Source organism: Paracoccus sp. pheM1 (genome assembly GCF_018499825.1).
Lineage (GTDB): Bacteria > Pseudomonadota > Alphaproteobacteria > Rhodobacterales > Rhodobacteraceae > Paracoccus > Paracoccus versutus.
Genome location: NZ_JAGXCX010000001.1, coordinates 132,342 through 154,146, shown reverse-complemented (window position 1 = coordinate 154,146; position 21,805 = coordinate 132,342). Strand labels below are relative to the sequence as shown.

The window sequence follows — 21,805 nt, the reverse complement described above, 5'->3', positions numbered from 1 at the left end:
TTTGCCCGCGGCGCAGAGCCTATAGTCGCGCCCGGAACGATGCAATTGACGGAGGAACCGCGCATGTCCATCGCAAAAGGCGACAAGCTGCCCGAAGGCAAGCTGCTGAAACTGGGCGCCAACGGCCCCGAGGAAGTGGCCGCCGCCGACCTGGCCCAGGGCCTGGTGGCGATCTTTGCCGTGCCCGGCGCCTATACGCCGACCTGCACCAACGCCCATATGCCCAGCTTCGTGAAGAATGCCGGCAATTTCCGCGACAAGGGCGTCTCGCGCCTGGTCTGCATCACGGTGAACGACCCCTTCGTCGCCGGGAAATGGGCCGCGGATACCGGCGCCGCCGATGCCGGAATCGAGGTGCTGGCCGATGCCGACGGCAGCTTCACCAAGGCGCTGGGGCTGAACATCCAGGGCGCGGGCTGGATCAACGGCCGCTCGAAACGCTATGCCATGCTGGTCAACGACGGCACCATCGAAGAGCTTCAGGTCGAAGAGGCGCCCAGCGCCTGCTCGGTCTCGTCGGGCGAATCGCTGCTGGACCTGGTCTGAGGCTCCAGGCGGAACAGCGCCGTGAACTGCTGCGCGGCGCTGCGGTCGCCGCGCAGCGCCACCAGCCCGGCCGAGGCCAGCACCGCCGGCCCCGGCCCATAGACCGCCGCCGCCAGCGCATTGCCCGAACCCTCCAGCACGAAATCCGCCTCGGGCGCGCGCACCGCCCGCACCTGCGGCGCACCTTGCGCGGAAAGCGTGACCTCGAACCCCTCCTTGCTCGAGACGAAGCCCGCGCGCAGCGGTAATCCGGCGGCGGCCGTCTGGTCCACCGTGGCCGAGATCGAGATCATCAGCGCGGAAATGCTGATGAATTTCCGCGGATCGTGCCCCGGCATCAGCAGCGCCCAGCGGCACAGCTCGCGCAGCACCGGATGCAGCGCCCGGCCGGCATCGGTCAGCGCATAAAGCCCCAGCACGTCGTCATGCGCCACCACCCCCGCCTGCACCAGCTGGGTCAGGCGCTGGGTCAGCACGCTGGCCGTGACGCCCGGCAGCCCGGCGCGGATCATCTGGAAGCGCTTGGGCGCAAACATCAATTCGCGCACCACCAGAAGCGCCCAGCGGTCGCCGATGAAATTCAGCGCATGGGCGCCAAGGCACCCTTCTTCATAGCGCAGTCGCGAGATCTTGCCGGTATCAGTCATGTTTGGATATTAGCAGTTGCTTTTTCATACTGCAACTGCCAGCCTGCGACTCATTGGCGCATCTCGCGCCCGATGAGGAGGAAGAGAGATGACCTACTACTCCGGTTTCCTGCTGGCGGTTCCGACCGCGAACAAGCAGAAATACATCGACATGGCCAATGCGGCCTGGCCCATGTTCAAGCGCTATGGCGCGCTGCGCATGGTCGAGGCCTGGGGCGTGGACGTGCCCCGCGGCAAGGTGAACGACTTCTACATGTCCACCCAGGCCAAGGACGACGAGACCGTCGTGTTCTCGTGGATCGAATGGCCCGACAAGGCGACCTCGGACGCGGCGCAGGAAAAGATGACCTCCGACCCCGAGATGCAGGCGCCGCCCGAGATGCCCTTCGACGGCATGCGCATGATGTGGGGCGGGTTCGAGCCCATCGTGGACGTGAAAGCCTGACGGAGGGAACGATGTATCACGGCAAACCCTGCTGGTTCGAGCTGTCCACCGCCAAGGGCGGGCTCGACGCGGCCGAGACCTTCTACGGCAAGGTCCTCGGCTGGACCACTGCCGATTCCGGGATGGAGGGCTTTACCTATCACCTCGCCAGCCACGGCGACGACATGGTCGCCGGGCTGATGGAAATGCCGGACGACTGCGCCGGTGTCCCGCCCTTCTGGATGATCTATTTCGACGTGGACGATGCCGATGCCACCGCGGCCAAGGTCAAGACCCTGGGCGGCAAGGTGTTCCGCGAGCCGGCCGACATTCCCGGCACCGGGCGCTTTGCCGTCCTCACCGACCCGCAGGGCGCGACTTTCGGCATCCTGCAACCGGCGCCGATGGACCCGCAGCCCCCGGTCGAATCCGGGGCCTGGAACCAAAGCAAGGAAGGCCACGGCAACTGGATCGAGCTGATGTCCACCGATCCCGCCGCGGGCTTCGACTTCTATGCCGAGCTGTTCGGCTGGACCAAGTCCACCGCCATGGACATGGGCGAGATGGGCACCTACCAGCTGTTTTCCTGGCAGGGCGGCGACATCGGCGGCATGATGGGCCTGGGCGAGGCGCCGGTGCCTTGCTGGCTGGCCTATTTCGGCGTGAACGGCGTCGATGCCGCCATCGCCCGCATCCGCGAGGGCGGCGGCGAGGTTCTGCACGGCCCGATCGAGGTGCCGGGCTCGGCCTTCATCGCGGTGGCGCGCGACCCGCAGGGCGCGCATTTCGCCGTGGTCGGGCCCAAGGACGAAACGCCATGATCCGCGCATCCCTGATCGCGCTTGCCCTCTGGGCCGCACCCGCTGCGGCCCAGGAGGTGACGCCGGACAGCATCCCGCGCGGCCAGCAAGACTATCACGCCGCGGCCGCCGGGGCCTATCGGCTGGACCCGGCGCATTCGGCGGTGCAGGCCCGCGTGCCGCATATGGGCTTTTCGGTCAGCGTGTTCCGCTTTGGCGCGGTCTCGGGCCAGCTCGACTGGAACCCGGACGACCCGGCGCAAAGCCGGCTCGAGGCCGAGGTCGAGATCGCCTCGATCATGACCCCGGTCGCAGGCTTTGCCGAGATCCTGACCGGCCCGGACTATCTGGACGGCGCGGCGAACCCCACCGCGCGCTTCACCGCCGACAGTTTCGCGGCGGAAAGCCCGACCCAGGGCAAGGTTTCGGGCCAGCTGACGCTGCTGGGCCAGACCCGGCCCGCCACATTCGACGTGACCCTGATCGGCGCCGGCAAGGGCTATACTGGCGACGAATCCGGCAATCCGATCATCCGCGACCTGATCGGCATCCATGCCCGGACCGAGATCGACCCGCAGGCCCATGGCATGAACGAATTCTTCACCGATCCGATCACCATCGAAATCGACGCCGAGTTCGCCCGGCAGGAGTAAGCCATGACCTTCGTCATCACCACCTATGACTGGGTGCCGCCCTTTGCCGTGGGCTATGTCCGCGACCTGCGCATCCGCTGGGCCTGCGAGGAAGCCGGCCTGCCCTATCGGATCGAGACCACCAGCGTGCGCGAAAAGACCGCGCAACATTTCGCCTGCCAGCCCTTTGGCCAGGTGCCGATCCTGCGCGACGGCGATCTGTCGCTGTTCGAAAGCGGCGCGATCCTGCTTTACCTGGGCGAGCGCGCCGAGGCGCTGATGCCGCGCGACGCCGCCGCGCGGGCCGAGACGCAGCAATGGCTGATCGCCGCGCTCAACACGCTGGAGCCCCCGGTGATGGCCATGGCGCTGGCGCGGATCTTCGACCAGGACGCACGGGCCGAGGAACTGGCCCTGCCGCGCCTGCGCGAACGCCTGGCCCAACTGGTGCCGGTGCTGGAGGGGCGGGATTTCATCGCCGCCGGCCGCTTCACCATCGCCGACATATTGCTGGCCGACGTGCTGCGCCTCGTCGACAGCCTGGGCGAGCTTGCCGCCTATCCGGTGCTGGCGGCCTACATGAACCGCATCACCGCCCGCCCGGCCTTCCAGCGCGCCCATGCCGCACAGGTCGCGCATTTTGCGCAGGCCGCGTGATGCTGACGCTCTATGGCCACCCGCTGTCCTCCTATACGCAAAAGGTGCTGATCGCGCTTCACGAACTGGGGACGGATTTCGAGTTTTGCCACATCGACCTGGGGGACGAAAGCGACCGGGCGCTGATGCGCTCGGTCGAACCCATGGGCCGGATGCCGGCGCTGCGCGAGGGCGATCTGGTGCTGTCGCAAAGCTCGCTGATGATCGAATGGCTGGACCGGCATCATTCCGGGCCGCAGCGGCTCTTGGACCCAGACCCCGACGCCTCGCTGCCGGCGCGGCAATGGGATCGCTTCCTGGATTTCCAGGTCATGCAGATGATGCAGCAGATCGTCGATGCCCGCATCTTCATGGCCGAGGGGGCCGAGGAGCGCGTGGCGCCCTTTGCCCGCGGCAAGCTGGACCTGGCCTATGCCGCGCTGGACCGCCAGCTTGACGGCCGCGACTGGATCGCCGGGGGCTTCGGCCTGGCCGATTGCGCGGCCTTTCCGGCACTGTTCTATGCCGGCGCCATTCATCCCTTTGCGGATCATCCGCACCTGACCGCGTATTTCGAGCGGCTGGTGGCGCGACCCTCGGTCCAGCGGGTGATCGAGGGCGCGCGGCCCTATTACGGCTGGTTCCCGTTCAAGGACGGGATTGCGGCGCGGTTTCTCTAGCGCCTCTTGGCCTTTCGCCATGGTTTCGCTATCCCCTTGGGCAATTCAAGGGGTAAGCGACATGGCCATGGACAAGAATTTCGACGCCGGGACCGCCGAGGCGCGGATCGCGCAGGAATGGGCGGCAAGCAATGCCTTCGCCTCGGGCGCCAATGCGAAGCCGGGGGCGGAAAGCTTCTCGGTGGTGATCCCGCCCCCGAACGTGACCGGCAGCCTGCATATCGGCCACGCGCTGAACAACACCTTGCAGGACATCCTGGTGCGCTGGCACCGGATGCGCGGCTTCGACACGCTGTGGCAGCCCGGCCAGGACCATGCCGGCATCGCCACGCAGATGGTCGTGGAACGCCGCATGGCCGAGCGGCAGGAACCGAACCGCCGCGACATCGGGCGCGAGGCCTTCCTGCAGAAGGTCTGGGCCTGGAAGCAGGAATCCGGCCATACCATCATCGAGCAACTGAAGCGCCTGGGCGCATCCTGCGACTGGTCGCGCAACGCCTTCACCATGTCCGGCGCCCCCGGCGCACCCGAGGGCGAGGAAGGCAATTTCCACGACGCCGTCATCAAGGTCTTCGTGGACATGCACGACAAGGGCCTGATCTATCGCGGCAAGCGGCTGGTCAACTGGGATCCGCATTTCGAGACGGCGATTTCCGACCTGGAGGTCGAGAACCGCGAGGTTCCCGGCCATATGTGGCATTTCAAGTATCCGCTGGCCGGCGGCGAGACCTATGAATACGTGGAACGCGACGCCGACGGCAACGTCACCCTGCGCGAGACCCGCGACTATATCTCCATCGCCACCACCCGGCCCGAGACCATGCTGGGCGACGGCGCGGTCGCGGTCCACCCGGACGATGCGCGCTATGCCCCCATCGTCGGCAAGCTTTGCGAGATCCCGGTCGGGCCCAAGGAACACCGCCGCCTGATCCCGATCATCACCGACGAATATCCCGACCCGGATTTCGGCTCGGGCGCGGTCAAGATCACCGGGGCGCATGACTTCAACGACTATGCCGTGGCCATGCGCGCGGGCATCCCGCTTTACGTGCTGATGGACGGCAAGGGGCGGATGCGCGACGACGGCCTCGGCTACGAGGAAAGCGCCGAGATCGCCACCCGCGCCGCGCGGGGCGAGGACGTGGGCGACGTCTCGAACGTGAACCTGGTGCCGGAAGAGCTGCGCGGCCTCGACCGCTACGAGGCGCGGGCCCGCGTGGTCGAGGCGATCACCGGCGAAGGGCTGGCCGTCACCTATCTGCACAAGTCCATCGACAAGGAAACCGGCGCCGAGCATCTGGAACGCCGCGCCCTGGTGGACAGCAAGCCGATCATGCAGCCCTTTGGCGACCGCTCGGGCGTGGTCATCGAGCCGATGCTGACCGACCAGTGGTTCGTGGACACCGCCAGGATCGTCGGCCCGGCGCTGGAGGCGGTGCGCTCGGGCCAGACCCGCATCCTGCCCGAGCAGCATGAAAAGGTCTATTTCCACTGGCTGGAAAACATCGAGCCCTGGACCATCAGCCGCCAGCTGTGGTGGGGCCACCAGATCCCGGTCTGGTACGGGCTCGACCTGCGGCTGGAGGGCCAGGTCGAGGACGACCATGACGGCGTGCTGGACGAGGTCGAGATCTTTGCCCTGCTGGAAGAGGGCCTGGTCCATCGCGACGAGATCCACCATGCCGCGTCGAGCTTTGCCGAGGTGGTCGAGAAGTTCCGCGATTCCATCGCCGAACTGCCGGTGCCGCTGGAGATGGCACGCGTGGTCGAGGTCGCGGACCGCGAGGCCGCCATCGACGCCTTTGCCCAGGGGCTGGCCGATTACAACCTGACCCAGGATCCGACGAAGCTGGTCTATCCGGTCTGGCGCGACGCGGATGTGCTGGATACCTGGTTTTCCTCGGGGCTTTGGCCCATCGGCACGCTGGGCTGGCCCGAGGACACGGCCGAGTTGCGCAGGTATTTCCCGACCGACGTGCTGGTGACGGGCTTCGACATCATCTTCTTCTGGGTCGCCCGGATGATGATGATGCAGCTGGCCGTGGTCGGGCAGGTGCCGTTCCGCACCGTCTATGTCCACGGGCTGGTGCGCGACGAAAAGGGCGCCAAGATGTCGAAGTCGAAAGGCAACGTCATCGACCCGCTGACCCTGATCGACGAATACGGCGCCGACGCGCTGCGCTTTACCCTGACCAGCATGGCCGCCATGGGCCGCGACCCCAAGCTGGGGCCGAAGCATGTCGAGGCGAACCGCAATTTCGTCACCAAGATCTGGAACGCCACCCGCTTTGCCGAGATGAACGGCGTTCGCGGCGGCGGTGCGCGGCCCCAGCCCCGGCACGTGGTGAACCGCTGGATCATCGGCGAGGTCGCCCGCATCCGGCAGGCCACCGACGAGGCGCTGGCCGGCTTCCGCTTCAACGACGCGGCCTCGGGGCTTTACGCCTTCGTCTGGGGCAAGGTCTGCGACTGGTATGTCGAGTTCTCGAAGCCCCTGTTCGATGGCGAGTATCGCGAGGAAACCCAGGCCACCATGGGCTGGGTGCTGGACCAGTGCTACACCCTGCTGCACCCGATCATGCCCTTCGTCACCGAGGAGCTGTGGTCCTTGACCGGGGATCGCCAGCGGATGCTGGTGCATGGCGACTGGCCCGCCTATGGCGCCGAGCTGATCGACGCCGAGGCCGATCGGCAGATGAACTGGGTGATCTCGCTGATCGAGGCCATCCGCTCGGCCCGCGCCCAGATCGGCGTGCCGGCCGGCGCCCGCCCCGACCTGATCGTGACCGAGGCCGACGATGCGGCGCGGGCGGCGCTGGCCGCCAACGCCCCGCTGATCGAGCGGCTGGCACGGGTGAACGCGCCGGTCGAGGGCGTCATGGGACCGGGCATGATCTCGGTCGCGGCGCTGGGGGCGAGCTTTGCCCTGCCGGTGGGCGCGATGATCGACGTCGGCGCCGAGACCGCGCGGCTGGAAAAGGCCGCCGCCAAGGCCGAGAAGGACGCCTCGGGCCTGCGCGGGCGGCTGGCCAATCCGCGCTTTGTCGAGAATGCCGAGCCGGAGGTGATCGAGGAGACGCGCGAGAAGCTCGCCGCGCTCGAGGACGACCTGGCCCGCATCCGCGCGGCGCTGGCGCAGCTGGCGGCGATGTAAGCCCCCGGCCCTTGCGCCGTGCCGGTGGCTCGGTCGCATGGGTATTGGGGAAACGGAAAGGCGGGCGGGATGCGCTGGCTGGAACGGATTGCCGAACGGATGATGCTGAAGGCCCGGGCCGAGGGCAAGCTTTCGGGCCTGGAGGGCGAGGGCAAGCCCTTGCCGCAGCGGCATGAGCCCGAAACGGGCGAGGCCATCGGCTTTCGGATCATGGCCGAGGCCGGTGTCCTGCCCGAAGAGATCGTGCTGAAGAAGCGTATCGACGCCGAGCGCACGGCGCTGGCCGGGGTCCCGGAAGGGGCCGAGCGCGATGCGGCGCTGGCGCGAATCGCCGATCTGGAGATGCGCCGCGCCATCGCCATCGAGGCGCGGCGGCGGTTCATGAAGAGCTAAAGCGCGCGGCCGATGGCCCTGGCGATCATCGCCGGAACCTCGGGGGCAAGGCCGACGGGGGGCAGGAGGAGGCCCTCGAAGCCCGCCTGGGAGAGGGCCGCGGGCAGGTCGTCTGTGACGTGATCGGCCTGGGTGGCAAAGAGCGGCAGGCAGATCGCCTGCGCGGGCAGGCCGCGGGCGGCCTCGGCGATATGGGGCGCTTCCTCGATGAAGCCGCAGGTCGCGGCGGCGGCGTGCGGGGCGAGGCTTGCCGCGATCTGCCGTGCGGCCTCGGACGGCGCGCGCGAGCGGCCGGAGCCATGTGCGGCGACCAGCACATGGGTTTCGGCCAGCCGCCAGCCCTGCGCCTCGGCCGCACCGGCGACCTGGGCGAGGCAGAGCGCGGGCAGGCCGGGATCGCTGCCGAAAGGCGGCAGGATGCGGGCCTGCGCCGCACCGGCCAGCGCCAGCCGGCGCGGCAGTTCGCTGCGGGTGAACCAGCCCGTCGCCATGAACAGCGGATAGATCAGCGTCTCGTCATCCGCCCGGTCCAGCGCGCCGGGCATGGCCAGCGTCGCGCCCCGGACCTGCGCACCGGGGACATGGATGCGGGCGGCCAGCGCCTCGATGGCCTGTTGCTGCGGGGCGGGGTCGCCGGGCTGGCCATGGGCGACGATCAAGACCTGGGGCGGCACCCTATGCACGGAAGGCGGCGGCAAAGGGCTCGGGGATGGCGAATTCCTCCAGCGCGCGGGCGCGGGCCATGGCGGACATCTTGCGCGCGGTCTTTTCCACGATGCGCTGCAGTTCCTCGGCGTCGCGCCCCTCGGCGAAGGGGCCCATGTACCAGCGGATGAAGGTGAAGCAGGCCACGTCCTCCAGCGCCTGCACCGCGCCGTCGCGCTTGATGCCCTGCTTGGTCAGCATCTTTTCGGCCGCCGCGACGTCTTCGTCGCCATAGCCGGCCTCGCGCATGATGCCGGCGATGCGGGCTGCGTGGCGGCGGCCCTGTTCGGTCCGCCAGGCCAGGTAGCCGGCGCGGTCCATCGGATAGGCGTCGCGCGGCAGTTGCCAGCGCTCGACATGCTGGCCGCGGCAGGCGATGCGCAGCGGTTCCGAGGCGTCGGGATAAAGCGCCTGCTGCTCGGCCGTCATGCGCTGGCCGTAGAGCAGCGCCTCGGGCTGGCCGTCGGGGCTGAGATGCGGATCGGCGGCATTGGCCTTGTCGATGGCGTCGAAGGCTTTCTGAAGGCGGGTCATGCGGTCCTCTTTTTGCGCCATCATGCCGCAGGAACGCGCGGCGTCAACGCGGATTGCCGTCCCGCGGGCGCAAGGCTAGGCTTCCGGCATGGAATGGGGCGAATTCGTATTGGCGCTGGCGGCCTTCCTGGGCTCGCATGTCATACCGGCGCGGCTGCGCGGGCCGCTGGTCGCGCGGCTGGGCAAGCGCGCCTATGTCGCCGGCTACAGCCTGCTGTCGCTGGCGCTGCTTTACTGGCTGATCCTGGCCGCGGGCCGGGCGCCCTTTGTCGAGATCTGGCCGCAGCAGCCCTGGATGCGCTGGCTGGTCAACCTGGTCATGCCGGTTGCGGTGCTGGCGGCGACCCTGGGCGGCATGGCCGGGCTGATGGCCGGCTTTACCCTGTGGGGCGCGGTGCATCTGGTCGCGAACGGCGATTTGGCGCATGTCATCCTGTTCGGGCTGTTGCTGGCCTATGCGCTGTTCGGCCTGGCGATCAGTCTGCGGCGGGGCGCGTCGCTGCGCCTGACCTGGCCGCGCCTGGCCCTGGCAGCGCTGGCCTGGGCGGCGCTGCTTTACCTGCACCTGCCGGTGATCGGCGTCAGCCCCCTGCCCTGAGCTTGGGCCAGAAGCCCGGCGGGATGCGGTCGCGACCCTCGAGCATCAGGTCGGCCAGCATCGCGGCAATGGCCGGCGCCATCGCCAGGCCGATCTTGAAGCCGCCGTTCGCGACGTAATGGCCGGGCCGCCCCGGCCATGGCCCGACCAGCGGCGCCCGCGACCGGGCACGGGGCCGGATGCCGGCCCAGCGGTCGATCACCGGGGCATCCGCCAGCGCCGGGCACAGCACGCGGGCCTTGTCGATCACCGCCTCGAGCTGTTCGTCCGTCCGCCGGTCCAGCACGTCGCGTTCGGTGGTCGAGCCGATCGCCACCGTCCCGTCGGCATGGGGAATGACATGGATGCCGTCGGCAAAGACCTGCGGGGCATCGGCCATGTCCAGCGCCAGCAGGGCCGACTGGCCCTTGACACCATTGCCGCCAAAGGGCGCCAGCCCCGCCGCCCCGGTCGCCCAGATCGCCGGTGCATCGGGGGCGGCCTGCCCCTCGACGATCTCGCCGCCCTGGGCGCGAATCGCGGCGGCCAGCGCCGCGCCGGCCCGGCGCGGGCTGATCCGGGCAGTCAGCCGGTCCACAAGCCACAGCCCCGAGGGCGAGACCGGGACCAGCGCCGCCTGCGGCCGTTCGGTCAGCTCCATCCCCGCCCATTGCGGCCAATGGGCGCGGGCGGCCCTGATCCGCTCGGCCATGCGTGCCTCGGCGCCTGGGGCCACGGGCTGGATGCGGCCGGTGCGGGCATAGCCGGGATCGACGCCGCCCGCGGCCCCGACCTCGGCCCACCAATCCGTAGCCGCGACCAGCGCGTCCAGCTGCACCTGCTTCTTGTCGTTCCAGTTCTCGGGCGCATGCGGCGCCAGCGCGCCCACGTGCCCGCCCGAGGCGCCGGCGCCGATCCGATCCGCCTCGAACAGCCGCACCTTGCGGCCGCGCCGCGTCAGTTCCCAGGCGCAGGCCAGGCCGAAGATCCCGCCGCCCGCCACCGTGATTTCGCTTGCCATCCGGTCCCTTTCGCCGCATCTGCCGCTGCAAAGAGGAGTTAGCGCGAATGCAGCCGTCCGACCAGAGCAGCGCCGATCTGGACTGGCGCGAGGGCGCGATCCCCGTCTCGCGCCGCTTCGACGATCCCTATTTCAGCCTGAACGGCGGGCTCGACGAGACGCGCCACGTCTTCCTGGCCGGCAACGACCTGCCGGCTCGGTTGCGGCCGGGCTTTCACGTAGCCGAGCTGGGCTTCGGCACCGGGCTGAACCTGCTGGCGCTGGCCCAGGTCGCCACCGTGCCGATCCGCTTCACCAGCTTCGAGGCCTTCCCGATGAGCAGGGGCGAACTGGCCCGCGCCCATGCCGCCTTTCCCGAACTGGAGCCGCTGGCGCGCCAGCTGCGCGACAATTGGCCGCAGCCGCATTTCACCCTGGGCACCGTCGCGGCCGAGATCATCCGCGCCGATGCCCGCGACGCGCTGCCGCGCTGGCAGGGCCGCGCCGATGCCTGGTTCCTCGACGGCTTCTCGCCGGCCCGCAACCCCGAGCTTTGGGGCGAGGCGCTGATGGCCGAGGTGGCGGCCCATACCGCGCCGGGCGGCACCTTCGCCACCTATACCGCGGCGGGCCATGTGCGCCGGGCGCTGGCGGCGGCGGGCTTCGCGGTCAGCCGCGCCCCCGGCTTCGCCGGCAAGCGCCACATGAGCCGCGGCCAGCTCTAGCGCCGCACCCGCGGGATGCGCGAGGGGGCATAGCTCGGTGCATGCGGCGGCCGGCCATGGGTGCGCCGCCAGAAGTCCGGCCCGCCCCGGCGCAAAAAGACCGGCACCGCCAGCACGATCCCGGCCAGGAAACCGGCAGCATGGGCGACATAGGCCACGCCGTCGTCGACCATGCTGGCACTGGCCAAGAGCTGGATGCCGAACCAGGCCAGCAGCAGCACCCAGGCCGGGATGGTGAAGCGGCGGATGATGACGATGATGATGGCGATCACGTCGACGCGGGCGCGCGGGAACATCAGCAGGTATCCCCCCATCACCCCGGCGATGGCGCCCGAGGCGCCGACCATGGGAATGTCGTCCATCGGAACCGCGGCGATCTGCGCCCCCGCCGCGGCAAGCCCGCAGGCCAGGTAGAAGACCAGGAAGCCCAGCCCGCCCATCTGGTCCTCGAGGTTGTCGCCAAAGACCCACAGGAACAGCATGTTGCCGGCAAGATGCAGGATCCCGGCATGCAGGAACATATGAGTGGCCAGCCCCCACAGCCATTCGCCATGGGCGATGGCGACAGGGTAAAGCGCCAGCCGGTGCCACAGCCCGACCTGCCCGCCCGCCCAGGGCATGGTGATCAGGAACATCGCCACGTTCAGCAGGATCAGCGCATGGGTGACATAGGGCGTGCGCGCCGAGGGGTTATGGTCGCGGATCGGGAACATGGCCACAGCCTGAAGCATCGCATGGGCGCGCGCAAGCGGGCCTGTTCGGATCGCCGGGCCGCGTATAGCATCACCTGCGAATCGCATCGAGGAGGGGCCGATGACCAGCCTGACCGACCGCAGGAACGCCGCCATCTCGCGCGGGGTGGGCATGACCACGCAGGTCTATGCCGAGCGCGCCGAGAATGCCGAGATCTGGGACAAGGACGGCAATCGCTATATCGACTTCGCCGCCGGCATCGCCGTGGTCAATACCGGCCACCGCCACCCGCGGGTGGTCGAAGCGGTGAAGGCGCAGCTCGACCGCTTCACCCATACCTGCCACCAGGTCGTGCCCTATGAAAACTACGTCGCCCTGGCCGAGCGGCTGAACGCGCTCGTCCCCGGCGAGGGGCCAAGGAAGACCGCCTTCTACACCACCGGCGCCGAGGCGGTCGAGAACGCGGTCAAGATCGCCCGCCACCACACCGGCCGCGCCGGCGTCATCGCCTTTGCCGGCGGCTTCCATGGCCGCACCTTCCTGGGCATGTCGCTGACCGGCAAGGTCCAGCCCTACAAGGCCGGGTTCGGACCGATGATGAACGACATCTGGCACCTGCCCTTCCCGAACGAACTGCACGGCGTCACGGCCGAGGACGCGCTGGCCGCGCTCGACCGGCTGTTCAAGGCCGACATCGACCCCTCGCGCGTCGCCGCCATCATCGTCGAGCCGGTGCAGGGCGAGGGCGGCTTCTACGAAGCGCCGCCGGGCTTCATCCAGCGCCTGCGCCAGATCTGCGACCAGTATTCCATCCTGCTCATCGCCGACGAGGTGCAGACCGGCTTCGCCCGCACCGGCAAGCTGTTCGCGATGGAACACCACGGCGTCGCCACCGACCTGACCTGCATGGCCAAGGGGCTGGGCGGCGGGTTGCCGATCAGCGCCGTCACCGGCCGCGCCGACGTCATGGACAGCCCTGCACCGGGCGGCCTGGGCGGCACCTATGCCGGCAACCCGCTGGCGGTCGCCGCCGCCCATGCCGTGCTGGACGTGATCGCGGACGAGGGGCTTTGCGACCGCGCCACCCGCCTCGGCCAGCGGCTCAAGCAGCGCCTGGCCGGGATCGCCGAGACCGTGCCCGAGATCGTGGACATCCGCGGCCCCGGCTTCATGAACGCGGTCGAGTTCAACATCGCCGGCACCGACAGGCCCAGCCCGGATTTCGCCAACCGCGTCCGGGAAGAGGCGCTGGCGCGCAAGCTGATCCTGCTGACCTGCGGTGTCCATGGCAATGTGATCCGCTTCCTCGCGCCGCTGACCATCCCCGACGCGGTCTTCGACGAGGCGCTGGACATCCTCGAGGCATCCATCCAGGCCGCCCGCGGCTGATTGCGCGCTTTCACCGTTTCGCAAATACTCCTGCGGCCGCGCCCAGGGGCAGCGTCGGCTGGGTATTTGGAAAACGGAAAGAACCGCCCCGCAAACCGCGGCGCGCCCGGTGCTTCTTCGTTGTCCAAATACCCATGCGGCAGTGACCGCTGGCGCCGCCGCATGGGTATTTGGACAACAGAGAAGATGCGAAGGTTCGGCACCGGATCATGACGAGCCGGACCGGGGAGGCGTCGCACACCTGTTTTCGTTTTTCGACTAGCCGACCAGAAGGCGGCGGGCGTTCAGGCCAGCGCCTTCGAGCCCATGGCCAGGAATTTCTGCCGCCGGTCGCGGATCAGCTCGGCGGGCTTCCGGCCGGACAGCTCGCCCAGCATGGCCGCGATCGCCTCTCCCACCGCCGCGACCGCCTCGGCGGGTGCGCGCTGCGCACCGCCCATGGGTTCGGCGATGATGCGGTCGATTACCTCGAGCTTCTTCAGATCCTGCGCCGTCAGCTTCAGCGCATGCGCCGCCTCGCGCATCTTCTCGGCATCCTTCCACAGGATCGAGGCGCAGCCCTCGGGCGAGATCACCGAATAGATCGAATGCTCCAGCATGGCGATGCGGTTCGCCGTGGCAAAGGCCACCGCCCCGCCCGAGCCGCCCTCGCCGATGATGACCGAAACCAGCGGCACGCCGATCTGCAGGCATTTCTCGGTCGAGCGGGCGATGGCCTCGGACTGCCCGCGTTCCTCGGCGCCCTTGCCGGGATAGGCGCCGGGGGTGTCGACCAGCGTGATCACCGGCAGGCGGAAGCGGTCGGCGACATCCATCAGCCGGATCGCCTTGCGATAGCCCTCGGGGCGGGCCATGCCGAAATTGTGAAAGATGCGCGACTTGGTGTCATTGCCCTTTTCATGGCCGATGACGACGCAGGGCTGGTCCTTGAACCGCGCCAGCCCGCCCATGACCGCGTGATCCTCGCCAAAGGCGCGGTCGCCGGCGAGCGGCGTGTATTCGGTGAAAAGCGCCTCGATGTAGTCGCGGCAATGCGGCCGTTCGGGGTGGCGGGCGACCTGCGTCTTGCGCCAGGGATCGAGCTGCCGGTAGAGGTCGCGCAGCATCTCCTCGGCCTTGCGGTCCAGGGCCGCCGCCTCCTTTTCCAGATCGACGCCCTCGCCCTTTCGGGCCAGCGCCCGCAGTTCCTCGGCCTTGCCCTCAAGATCGGCAAGGGGCTTTTCGAACTCCAGGTAAGTCATGCAGGGCTCCGCGCTGTCATCCGGTCGTCTGGTCCGCGCCCTATATGATCGCCGCAGGGCGGGATTGCAACGTCAGCCTTGCCACCGCGACAGCGCGTCCTCGTCCTCGGCTCGGGCATCGACCCAGGCGCCGGGGCCGTCCGGGCCGATCTCGCGCTTCCAGAAGGGGGCGCGGGATTTCAGCCAGTCCATCAGGTATTCCGCCGCCTCGAAGGCCGCCGCGCGGTGGCGGGCGGCGGTGGCGACCATCATGATCGGCTCGCCCACCGCCAGCCGGCCATGGCGGTGCAGGATGCGCCAGTCGTCCAGCGCAAAGCGCCGCGCCGCCTCTTGGCCATAGGCGGCCAGCGCCTTTTCGGTCATGCCGGGGTAATGCTCGATCTCCAGCGCGACCAGCCGGCCGCCTTCGTCGCGCACAAGCCCGGTGAAGGTGACGACCGCGCCCGAGCCCGCGCCGAAGCCCGCCAGTTCGGCGGCAAGCTCGAAAGGCGCAGCCTGGACCCTGGCCGACATCTCAGCCCCCGGTCATCGGCGGGAAGAAGGCGACCTCGCGCACCCCCGCCAGGGGCGCGTCCAGGTCGGCCAGTTCCTGGTCGACGGCCACGCGCACCGCCGACAGGTCGGCCAGCGCCGTGGCATGCCATTCGTCCATGGCGGCAAGCTGCGCGACCAGATCGCGCACGGTCGCGGCCTCGGTCTCGATCCGCTCGCGCGGCTGGCCGATGCGTTCGCGCAGCCAGGCGAAATACAGCACGTCAAGCGCCATGGTCATCCCTCAGGAAGGGCCGGGCCTTGGCGAAATAGTCCCAGCCGGTGATCGCGGTCAGCACCGCGGCGATCCAGATCAGCGCCAGCCCGGCCTGGGTCGCCAGGTCCGACCAGTTGTCGGACCAGGGCAGGCTGGTCTCGCCCACCAGGGGCGGGTGGCCGGTTTCATAATAGTTCAGCCCGGTCCCCAGGAAAAGCACGGCGATCGCCACCATCTGCGCCGTGGTCTTCCACTTGGCAAGCTTGGTGACCTTGAGCAGCCGGGCCTTGTCGCCCAGGAATTCGCGCAGGCCCGAGACGAAGACCTCGCGGAACAGGATCACCGTCGCGGGCAGGATCAGCCAGGGATTCATGCCGGAATAGCCGGTGATGACCACCACGGCGATGATGACCATGGCCTTGTCGGCGATGGGGTCCATGGCGGCACCGAAGCGGCTTTCCTGGCCCCAGGCGCGGGCCAGGTAGCCGTCGAACCAGTCGGTCACGGCCGCGACCAGGAACAGCGCCAGCGCCGCGAAATCGGCGAACGGCCGGCTGAGGAAAAAGAACATCAGCGGCACCAGCGGCGCGGCCGCAAGTCGCAAAACGGTCAGGATATTGGGCAATGTCCAGCGCATGGGGGCAATCTAGGCTTTCGGCGCGGCGGGGGGAAGGGGGCCCGAGGCCATCAGTCGCATCCCGCTGTCAGGCCGGATCGCCCTGCCCCGCCGCGCCGTGGTCATGGGTGCAAAGATCATGGTTGCCCAGCACCTCGATCACCCGGCAGTCGGCGATGGTGCCGCAGGCGCATTGCGCCAGCATGCGCTGCAATTCGTCGCGCAACACCGTCAGCCGGGCGATGCGGCATTGACCGCCGCAAGCTGGCGGCCGGCGATCTCGTCGGCGGCGGCGCAGGGGATGTCCGGCCGGTCCGACAGGCTCAGCAACTCGCGGATCGCCTCGAGCGGGAAGCCCAGGTCGCGGGCATGGCGGATGAAGGCCAGCCGCTCTTGCACCTTCGGCGTGTAAAGCCGCTGGTTGCCCGCCGTCCGCTCGGGCTGGGGCAAAAGGCCGATCTGTTCGTAATAGCGGATCGTCGGCACCTTCACCCCGGTCGCCCGGCTGAGTTTTCCGATGGAGAGCATGAGAAACCCCTTGAAGCTCTAGTTGCTGGAGCACCTAGGTTCCCGAATCATCGAGGACAAGGCCCGCGGTCTGCGCGGGCAGGAGATGAACGATGCGTGACGAAAATGCCGAACGGGTCGAATGGACGGTGACGGGCATGGACTGCGCCGCCTGCACCCGCAAGATCACCGCGGCGGTCGAGCGGATGCCGGGGGTGGGCGAGGTCTCGGTCGGGCTGATGGCCGAGAAGCTGTCGCTGACGCTGCACCCGGAGGGGGCGAGCCGCGACCAGATCGAGGACACGGTTCGGCGCCTGGGCTTTGGCATCGCGCCGCGCGGGCAGGAGGCACCGCGCAAGAAGGCCTTCGTGCTGCCCGATGCCGCGCCTGCGGCGGCCGTGGCACCGGCAGCCGCCCCGGCCACGCATGGCCACGACCATGGCGCTGCCCGCGGCCAGAGATGGCATCGCACCGCCAAGGGCCGGCTGGTCGTCACGACCGGCGTGCTGCTGGCCGCGGCCTGGGCCTTCGAGCTGTTGACCACGGCCGAATGGGGCTATTGGGCCTTCCTGCTGGCCTGCGTGATCGGCGTCGCCCCGGTGGCGAAGCGCGCCTTCGCGGCGCTGCGCATGGGCCAGCCCTTCACCATCGAAAGCCTGATGACCATCGCCGCCGTCGGCGCCCTCTTCATCGGTGCGGCCGAGGAGGCGGCGCTGGTCGTGTTCCTGTTCGCCCTGGGCGAGGTGCTGGAGGGCGTCGCCGCCGGCCGGGCGCGCGACGGCATCCGGGCGCTGGCCGATCTGGTGCCCAAGACCGCGCTGCTGGAGGTGAACGGCAAGACGCGGGAGGTTCCCGCCGACAGCCTGGGGATCGGCCAGGTCGTGCTGGTCCGTCCCGGCGACCGCATCCCCGCCGATGGCGCGATCGCCGAGGGCACGAGCGGCATCGACGACAGCCCGGTGACCGGCGAGAGCGTGCCGGTGACCAAGGGACCGGGGGACGGGGTTTTCGCCGGCTCGATCAATACCGAGGCGGCGCTGCGCGTGCGCGTCATGCGCGAGCCTGCGGACAACACCATCGCCCGCATCATCCGGCTGGTCGAGGAGGCCGAGGAAGCCCGCGCGCCCACCGAGCGCTTCATCGACCGCTTCAGTCGCTGGTACATGCCCGCCGTGGTGGCGGTCTCGGCGCTGGTGGTGCTGGTGCCGCCGCTGGCATTCGGCGCGGACTGGGGGAGCTGGATCTATCGCGGCCTGGCGCTGCTGCTGATCGGCTGCCCTTGCGCGCTGGTGATCTCGGTCCCGGCCTCGATCGCCTCCTCGCTCTCGGCCGGGGCGAAGCGCGGGCTGTTGATGAAGGGCGGCGCGGTGATCGAGGCCGCGGCCAAGGTCAACCAAGTCGCCTTCGACAAGACCGGCACGCTGACGCATGGCCGGCCGGTGGTCACCGACCTGGTGCCGGCCGCCGGCGTGGACGAGGCCGGGCTGCTGGCGGTGGCGGGCGGGGTCGAGGCCGGCTCCAGCCATCCGCTGGCGCGGGCCATCCTGGCGCGTGCCGCCGAGGCGGGCGTGGCCCCGCTGCCCGCGCGCGAGGCGCGGGCGCTGGTGGGCCGGGGGGTCGAGGCGGTCGTCGCGGACGAGCCCGCATGGGTCTCCTCGCCCCGCCATGCCGCCGAGCAGGGCGGAATCGAAACCGATGCGATCCGCCGCGCCATCGCGCTGGAAAGCGAGGGCAAGACCGTGGTCGCGGTCTTTCGCGCGCGCCGCCCCCTGGGGTTGATCGCCATGCGCGACGAGCCGCGCGCCGATGCCGCCGAGGCGATGGCCCAGCTTCGCGCGCTGGATGTCGGCGCGGTCATGCTGACCGGCGACAACCCGCGCACCGCCGAGGCCATCGCGGGCGCCCTTGGCATGGACCATCGCGCCGGGATGCTGCCCGAAGGCAAGCTGGCCGCGATCCGCGACATGGCCGCGCAGGGGGGCGTGATGATGATCGGCGACGGCATCAACGACGCCCCGGCGCTGAAGCAGGCGAGCGTGGGGGTGGCGATGGGCTCGGGCACCGACGTGGCGCTGGAGACGGCGGATGCGGCGATCCTGCGCGACCGGGTGGCGGACGTTCCGGCGCTGATCCGGCTGGCGCGGGCGACGATGGGCAACATCCGCCAGAACGTCGCCATCGCGCTGGGGCTGAAGGCGGTGTTCCTGGTGACCTCGGTCCTCGGCATCACCGGGCTGTGGATCGCCATCCTGGCCGATACCGGCGCGACCGTGCTGGTCACGCTCAACGCCCTGCGCCTGCTGGGCCACGACCCCGGCAAGGCGGGCTAGGGTCGATCCGCCAGGCGCGCTGCTTGTCGGGGTCGGCCGCCTGGCGATCCCTCCAGGGTCGAAGGGCCGGTCCGGCGGGAAGGATCTGCCGCTTAGGCCGCGCGAACCTCTGGACATTCTGGGAATAGCGCCCGGCCACAAGCCTGATCAGGTCAAAGTTGCCCTTGCAGCATATGCGCCGCAAGATATGGCCGACAAAGGCAGAGAACCGTCCGTTCTTGAGAGCTTGAGCAATAGTGACACAAGCGCACCCTTTAAAGAATATAAGATGATATTCCATATGCCGACATCGACACCTATCAAGATCGAATATCCGGGACGGTGTTAGCTAAAACGTAGCTTTGGGCGGAACAATCGCACCAGTGAACGGATCCGGATGAATTATCCACTCCTTCCTCCAGGCATCAGTTTGAGGGCATCGCGTACGATCCAATACTACGGCCAATTTGATCAGCCGCGCATCAGCGAGATTGTTGCTGATCTGACGGCGAAGATTGGTGTCCCTCCGCTTCAGATCACCACGGTTAGGCACAAGTATCGGCGGCAGTTTGCGAACGGCGTCCAAGTTCTCGATAGCGCTGATCAAGAGCATGAGTGCTATGAGTATATCGGCAAAGGACGCGATGAGACCGGGATTAAAAACATTAATGAGAACGGCCGGCGCGATGTCGTCCCGATCATTGAATTTGGCACGGGGATTTCGGGCGACCGCGCTAAACGCATTCAGTTCGCCCTCTGGGATAATGAGCACGGCAAAGGCCAATCTTGATGCTTATTTTCAGCTCTTTGTCGATTATGCACGACGCTATCAGGAGGAAATCGGCGACACATCCTCGATCTGTGATTACCCTCATCCTGGAGGTGAACCTGTCATCTGCCCTCAATCCATCCGTGAGCCGCACCGATGTTTCGGTGCGGCCCATGTAATTATTGACTCCCCACAATACCCTAAGCCGGCATGCTGAATATCGCTGCGACACAATCAGGAGAAGGCCCATGAATGGGATTGGTAAATCGATATAGTTCTCTCAACCGCAGTCCTGATAAGGATGATTGTCGGTCTTATTGTCCTGCTCGCGCTGCTCCCCCCGCATCGCCCTTGGTGACCACTTCGTAAATGAAGCCTCGAGGGACATGATAATCGGCATCTTCAAGGAAATGAATGTGATCGAGTTCATTTCCGCCATGCGCGCGCCCACGCTCCGCGCCCCTGAAACATCCAAGCCGATCATGGGGCTGACAAGCCTTTCCATCTAGATCTTGCCTGTAGCTGTTTTTGGCGGCGCCGCTATTTCTGCCATAAGCAACGCAAATCACTACGTTGCGATGTTTGACGTGGTTTCCGCTCCCGCAGCGATAGCCCTATCGATCGGGCTGACTACCGGCATGTCCGATCTTAACGGCTATGCCAGGAATTATATAATCACTTCTGGCGGGGCGAGCTATTCCGAGTGGGCGGCCAGAATATACGATACTGGTATAGCTGCCGGATGTCAGATAATCTTGGAAGGCTGCCAAAGCCGATCTATCCACACTGGGGAATGATGCTAGCGCATCTTTCTACCGTTATCCCATTCACTTTGTTCATGTCGCATATGTTCGTGGCGCGGCAAAAAATCGTTCAAAAGGATAAAATCAAAAACTGCACCCAAGAGGGCAAAAAATGAACCGCTAAGCTAAAAGCAGGAGAAAACCTTGATTGGAAAAGGCGCCGCAACGGTAAGGATGAAAGCAGCTTCGCGATCGTATAGCCTGAAAGGCTCGTCAGCTGCGATGGGAAAATTCCGCAATCTCTGCACTTAGAACCTGACACTTCAATGAAAGGCGGCCGTGGAATAAACCCACACCCACCTTTTTCGTTATCCAACTGCAAGAATGTATATGGCTCCGGTGCCGCGTGAGACGCGCGGTTAGATCATTATATCAACGTCCTGATCCAGCTGAGTTAAAAGCTCCATCAGCCGATCCGCTTGTCGTTGACTACCCAGCCCGCCTGGCTGCGCAGCACTTCAACCGCTGCGGCTTTGCCACGATCTCATCTGGCTTGTGCCGCTTCTGTGCCGTTGCACCCCTCCTTTATGGCAAAAACATACTCCGAGGTGGACGCGTTGAAAGGGGAGCTTCCGGGATGAAACAGTGCATTCGGAGCCACAGTCTGCATCGTCATCCCATGGTTGGCTGATCGCTACGCGGCGGGCGGGGACTGGCGCGCTGGCATGGGGGATAGGAGAGAAGATCGACGTGACGTTCCTCCGTCATGTTGTTGCTCACGGCTATGCTTCCTACCTGGATTCCACCGAAATGCAGAAGATTGGAAAAGACCCGTTCCTCGTCGCCTAAGCCATTGGCAAGTCAGATCGCACTGTGGTCAAGAGAGAGCCACCCAAGCCGTCGAAGCAGCGCACCAATCGGAAAGTGCCCGATGTGGGCAATGTCTGTGGCGTTACTTGGCTGAATGATTTCGGGTTATCGAGGGGCCGATTTCAGAATCAGGCGATGTGCAGGGGAATATTTGCACCCGTTGCACCGAATCGAAAGCCCCGACTTTCGCCCAATTCCATGAGGCATCGCATAGTCTGGCGAGGAAATCTTCTCGGCCTCGCCAAGACCAGAAACGTGACCGGCCTTGATGATGGGATGAATGCGGGAAACCCCACAGAAAACCCTATAAAAACATAATTCTATGCGGATTTTCTGGTGGAGCCGAGGGGAATCGAACCCCTGACCTCATCATTGCGAACGATGCGCTCTACCAACTGAGCTACGGCCCCATCGGCGTGCTATCTCGCGCAAGCGCCGGGGCTTGTCAAGGGGCCGCAAGACCTGTT

At 67.3% G+C, this 21,805-nt stretch carries 23 protein-coding genes, 1 tRNA gene and 1 pseudogene; 13 read left to right on the top strand and 12 right to left on the bottom strand.

The genetic code is table 11. The features are described from left to right. Positions 1–63: 63 nt before the first annotated feature. Complete coding sequence (locus KF941_RS00785) at positions 64–546, top strand: peroxiredoxin (protein ID WP_072461665.1); 483 nt, start codon at positions 64–66, stop codon at positions 544–546. On the opposite strand, the gene KF941_RS00780 is transcribed toward KF941_RS00785, so the two are convergent. Next, positions 480–1,193, bottom strand: a complete 714-nt coding sequence (locus KF941_RS00780; protein ID WP_214272316.1) for a winged helix-turn-helix transcriptional regulator — start codon at positions 1,191–1,193, stop codon at positions 480–482. The two genes, KF941_RS00785 and KF941_RS00780, sit on opposite strands and share 67 nt — an antisense overlap. Before the next feature lie 88 nt (positions 1,194–1,281). Here KF941_RS00780 and KF941_RS00775 point away from each other — a divergent pair, with 88 nt between their 5' ends. From KF941_RS00775 to KF941_RS00745, 7 genes are all read left to right on the top strand, one after another. Further along, a complete protein-coding gene (locus KF941_RS00775; RefSeq protein ID WP_036759023.1) occupies positions 1,282–1,638 on the top strand; it encodes a DUF1428 domain-containing protein in 357 nt (118 codons plus the stop codon). Between the two features lie 11 nt (positions 1,639–1,649). Then, on the top strand, positions 1,650–2,438 hold the full coding sequence (locus tag KF941_RS00770) for a VOC family protein (RefSeq protein ID WP_214272315.1): 789 nt from the start codon (positions 1,650–1,652) through the stop codon (positions 2,436–2,438). Beyond that, complete coding sequence (locus KF941_RS00765; protein WP_072461668.1) at positions 2,435–3,070, top strand: YceI family protein; 636 nt, start codon at positions 2,435–2,437, stop codon at positions 3,068–3,070. Before KF941_RS00770 ends, KF941_RS00765 begins: the two co-directional genes overlap by 4 nt. Positions 3,071–3,073: 3 nt before the next feature. After that, positions 3,074–3,706 carry a glutathione S-transferase family protein gene (locus KF941_RS00760; RefSeq protein WP_072461669.1) on the top strand — a complete coding sequence of 211 codons (633 nt, stop codon included), beginning with the start codon at positions 3,074–3,076 and terminating at the stop codon, positions 3,704–3,706. Next, positions 3,706–4,365: a glutathione S-transferase family protein gene (locus KF941_RS00755; RefSeq protein WP_214272314.1), complete on the top strand. Its 660-nt coding sequence runs from the start codon at positions 3,706–3,708 to the stop codon at positions 4,363–4,365. Before KF941_RS00760 ends, KF941_RS00755 begins: the two co-directional genes overlap by 1 nt. Positions 4,366–4,426: 61 nt before the next feature. Further along, entirely contained in the window at positions 4,427–7,519 is a 3,093-nt protein-coding gene (locus KF941_RS00750; RefSeq protein WP_214272313.1) for a valine--tRNA ligase, read from the top strand. A gap of 69 nt (positions 7,520–7,588) precedes the next feature. Next, positions 7,589–7,912 (top strand): DUF1992 domain-containing protein, encoded by a 324-nt coding sequence (locus KF941_RS00745; RefSeq protein WP_036759010.1) that lies wholly within the window; start codon positions 7,589–7,591, stop codon positions 7,910–7,912. Here KF941_RS00745 and KF941_RS00740 read toward each other — a convergent pair. Next, the gene (locus KF941_RS00740; protein WP_214272312.1) at positions 7,909–8,586 is read right to left on the bottom strand and encodes a CbiX/SirB N-terminal domain-containing protein; all 678 of its coding nucleotides are present in this window, start codon (positions 8,584–8,586) and stop codon (positions 7,909–7,911) included. The genes KF941_RS00745 and KF941_RS00740 overlap by 4 nt on opposite strands. Before the next feature lies 1 nt (position 8,587). After that, complete coding sequence (locus tag KF941_RS00735; protein WP_036759070.1) at positions 8,588–9,151, bottom strand: DUF4202 domain-containing protein; 564 nt, start codon at positions 9,149–9,151, stop codon at positions 8,588–8,590. Positions 9,152–9,239: 88 nt separating this feature from the next. Here KF941_RS00735 and KF941_RS00730 point away from each other — a divergent pair, with 88 nt between their 5' ends. Next, positions 9,240–9,749 (top strand): NnrU family protein, encoded by a 510-nt coding sequence (locus tag KF941_RS00730; RefSeq protein ID WP_214272311.1) that lies wholly within the window; start codon positions 9,240–9,242, stop codon positions 9,747–9,749. On the opposite strand, the gene KF941_RS00725 is transcribed toward KF941_RS00730, so the two are convergent. Next, positions 9,733–10,749, bottom strand: a complete 1,017-nt coding sequence (locus tag KF941_RS00725) for an FAD-binding oxidoreductase (RefSeq protein WP_036759004.1) — start codon at positions 10,747–10,749, stop codon at positions 9,733–9,735. The two genes, KF941_RS00730 and KF941_RS00725, sit on opposite strands and share 17 nt — an antisense overlap. 47 nt (positions 10,750–10,796) lie before the next feature. Here KF941_RS00725 and mnmD point away from each other — a divergent pair, with 47 nt between their 5' ends. Next, a complete protein-coding gene (gene mnmD / locus KF941_RS00720; RefSeq protein ID WP_214272310.1) occupies positions 10,797–11,453 on the top strand; it encodes a tRNA (5-methylaminomethyl-2-thiouridine)(34)-methyltransferase MnmD in 657 nt (218 codons plus the stop codon). Here the strand turns inward: mnmD and KF941_RS00715 are convergent. Then, positions 11,450–12,166, bottom strand: a complete 717-nt coding sequence (locus tag KF941_RS00715; RefSeq protein ID WP_072461674.1) for a rhomboid family intramembrane serine protease — start codon at positions 12,164–12,166, stop codon at positions 11,450–11,452. The two genes, mnmD and KF941_RS00715, sit on opposite strands and share 4 nt — an antisense overlap. A 100-nt stretch (positions 12,167–12,266) precedes the next feature. Here KF941_RS00715 and KF941_RS00710 point away from each other — a divergent pair, with 100 nt between their 5' ends. Next, positions 12,267–13,535, top strand: coding sequence for a 4-aminobutyrate--2-oxoglutarate transaminase (locus KF941_RS00710; protein ID WP_214272309.1), 1,269 nt, complete (start codon positions 12,267–12,269; stop codon positions 13,533–13,535). A gap of 284 nt (positions 13,536–13,819) precedes the next feature. Here KF941_RS00710 and KF941_RS00705 read toward each other — a convergent pair whose 3' ends face one another. The 5 genes and pseudogenes from KF941_RS00705 to KF941_RS00685 all read right to left on the bottom strand — a co-directional run bounded on the left by KF941_RS00705 (position 13,820) and on the right by KF941_RS00685 (position 16,668). After that, the gene (locus KF941_RS00705; RefSeq protein WP_036758998.1) at positions 13,820–14,776 is read right to left on the bottom strand and encodes an acetyl-CoA carboxylase carboxyltransferase subunit alpha; all 957 of its coding nucleotides are present in this window, start codon (positions 14,774–14,776) and stop codon (positions 13,820–13,822) included. A gap of 72 nt (positions 14,777–14,848) precedes the next feature. Next, the gene (locus KF941_RS00700) at positions 14,849–15,289 is read right to left on the bottom strand and encodes a molybdenum cofactor biosynthesis protein MoaE (protein WP_072461677.1); all 441 of its coding nucleotides are present in this window, start codon (positions 15,287–15,289) and stop codon (positions 14,849–14,851) included. A 1-nt stretch (position 15,290) separates the two neighbouring features. Further along, entirely contained in the window at positions 15,291–15,542 is a 252-nt protein-coding gene (gene moaD / locus KF941_RS00695; RefSeq protein ID WP_036759065.1) for a molybdopterin converting factor subunit 1, read from the bottom strand. Next, complete coding sequence (pgsA, locus tag KF941_RS00690) at positions 15,532–16,161, bottom strand: CDP-diacylglycerol--glycerol-3-phosphate 3-phosphatidyltransferase (RefSeq protein ID WP_036758991.1); 630 nt, start codon at positions 16,159–16,161, stop codon at positions 15,532–15,534. The genes moaD and pgsA overlap by 11 nt, the downstream gene beginning before the upstream one ends. Before the next feature lie 67 nt (positions 16,162–16,228). Beyond that, positions 16,229–16,668 (bottom strand): annotated as a pseudogene (locus KF941_RS00685) (helix-turn-helix domain-containing protein). A gap of 92 nt (positions 16,669–16,760) precedes the next feature. Here KF941_RS00685 and KF941_RS00680 point away from each other — a divergent pair. Together KF941_RS00680 and KF941_RS00675 are read left to right on the top strand one after the other, a co-directional pair. Next, positions 16,761–18,977: a heavy metal translocating P-type ATPase gene (locus tag KF941_RS00680; protein ID WP_214272308.1), complete on the top strand. Its 2,217-nt coding sequence runs from the start codon at positions 16,761–16,763 to the stop codon at positions 18,975–18,977. A gap of 376 nt (positions 18,978–19,353) precedes the next feature. After that, a complete protein-coding gene (locus KF941_RS00675; RefSeq protein ID WP_214272307.1) occupies positions 19,354–19,746 on the top strand; it encodes a hypothetical protein in 393 nt (130 codons plus the stop codon). Positions 19,747–20,005: 259 nt separating this feature from the next. On the opposite strand, the gene KF941_RS00670 is transcribed toward KF941_RS00675, so the two are convergent. Together KF941_RS00670 and KF941_RS00665 are read right to left on the bottom strand one after the other, a co-directional pair. After that, positions 20,006–20,230: a hypothetical protein gene (locus KF941_RS00670; protein ID WP_214272306.1), complete on the bottom strand. Its 225-nt coding sequence runs from the start codon at positions 20,228–20,230 to the stop codon at positions 20,006–20,008. Positions 20,231–21,672: 1,442 nt separating this feature from the next. Continuing rightward, positions 21,673–21,748: transfer RNA gene (locus KF941_RS00665), tRNA-Ala, on the bottom strand. Between the last annotated feature and the right edge of the window lie 57 nt (positions 21,749–21,805).